The 1449-nt window shown below is 55.2% G+C and carries 1 protein-coding gene and 1 pseudogene; one reads left to right on the forward strand and one right to left on the reverse strand.

Annotated elements, in window-relative coordinates:
- Positions 1 to 730 (forward strand): type IIL restriction-modification enzyme MmeI (locus ACFV9J_RS40545; RefSeq protein WP_385363250.1); only part of this gene is annotated, 730 nt, incomplete at its 5' end.
- A 13-nt stretch (positions 731 to 743) separates the two neighbouring features.
- On the opposite strand, the pseudogene ACFV9J_RS40550 reads toward ACFV9J_RS40545, so the two are convergent.
- A pseudogene (locus tag ACFV9J_RS40550) lies at positions 744 to 1449 on the reverse strand (hypothetical protein); the annotation flags it as partial.

Here is a 1449-nt window from a genome sequence, read left to right on the forward strand (position 1 = left end):
GCGACGCGAGAGGTGGTGGCAGTATGCCGAGCGAGCTCCCAAGCTGTACCAGGCCGTCAAAGGACTTGACCGCATCCTGGTGGTAGCGCTCGTCAGTCGCACAGTCATGCCAGTTCGCGTGACCAGCCACCAAGTCCTCTCTCACAAACTGGGGGTCTTCGCCACATCGACGGATGCTGACCTCGCCCTGCTTTCAAGTTCATTCCACTCGCTTTGGGCATGGCGCAACTCGTCCACAATGAAGGCAGATCTCAATTACTCCCCGTCCGACGCTTATGAGACGTTTCCCTGGCCTGGGAGTATCGTCGAATTGACCGCAATGGGGAAAATGCTCGAAATTGTGCGCAGTTCGGTTATGGAGAATCGACAACTCGGCCTGACGAAAATCTATAGTCTGCTCCACAATTCGACCGTCGCCGACGACGATATCCTGGGACTGAGGAACCTCCACGGAGAAATCGATCGAGCAGTCTCAGACGCCTACGGATGGGGGGACCTTAACCTTGGTCACGGATTCCATCCGGCACGACAGGGCCTCCGTTATACCGTAGATCCAGTTACGCGAATTGAGATTCTAGACCGCCTGCTCGAACGCAATCATGACCAACGCCACCGGGAGTCGAATAACATTACTTCTGATCGGAAAACCAAGGAGAGGGAGAAAAATCGAAACAAGACATCCGCGAGGCTGCCAGGAACTCCTGCTTCAATCGACGACGTCCTCTTCTGAGGGAAGGGGCCGCTCAGAAGAGGGCATCGCCTGCGGAGGGTAGCCCGCTCCCTCTGCTACTCATCGTCCGCTCGTTACCCTTCTCCCTGGCATCAACAGACTCCAGGCGGTGCCGTTCGTGGTTCAGCTCCAGGATGCGGTCCAAGATTTCCGACTGCACGGCGGGGCTAAAGGTGTATCGCAGTCCTTGCGGGGTTTGATGAAATCCACATTCGATATCGAGATCCGCCCATTCGTATGCTCGGGCCACCATTCGATCAACCTCCGAGTGTGCGTTACGCAAATCTTTGATGCAAGAATCGGTGACGGTCGGGTCATGCATTTCGGTATATAGCTTCGTCAGTCCTATCCAACGGTCCAGCATTACATTGCTGCGCGCCTTTTCAAGGGAGGCCCCGGCCGCTTGCAAGGAGTCGACATTCTGCGGCTGCGGCAACGTTTCAGAACAGGTAGATGGAGTAAAAACGAGATCGGCAGTCCTGGTTGAACCCATTCTAAGAGTCCAGAGATACTGGAAACTGCTTGCACGAAAGCAAAGATCAGCTGTTCCTTGGCGAGGAAATACCACAAGCTTCTGGTCGAATACGGGACCAACTGGGACTCTGGCGGGCATTTGGGTCCGGCTGGTTTGAGCTACCACCAGGACACGTTCGAGCCCTTCGATGGCTTTGACCATAGCTGGACGCTTTTCAGCGTATTGCCACCAGTAGTCCCGATAT

The organism is Streptomyces sp. NPDC059906, from assembly GCF_042730645.1.
Classification (GTDB): Bacteria; Actinomycetota; Actinomycetes; order Streptomycetales; family Streptomycetaceae; genus Streptomyces; species Streptomyces rubrogriseus.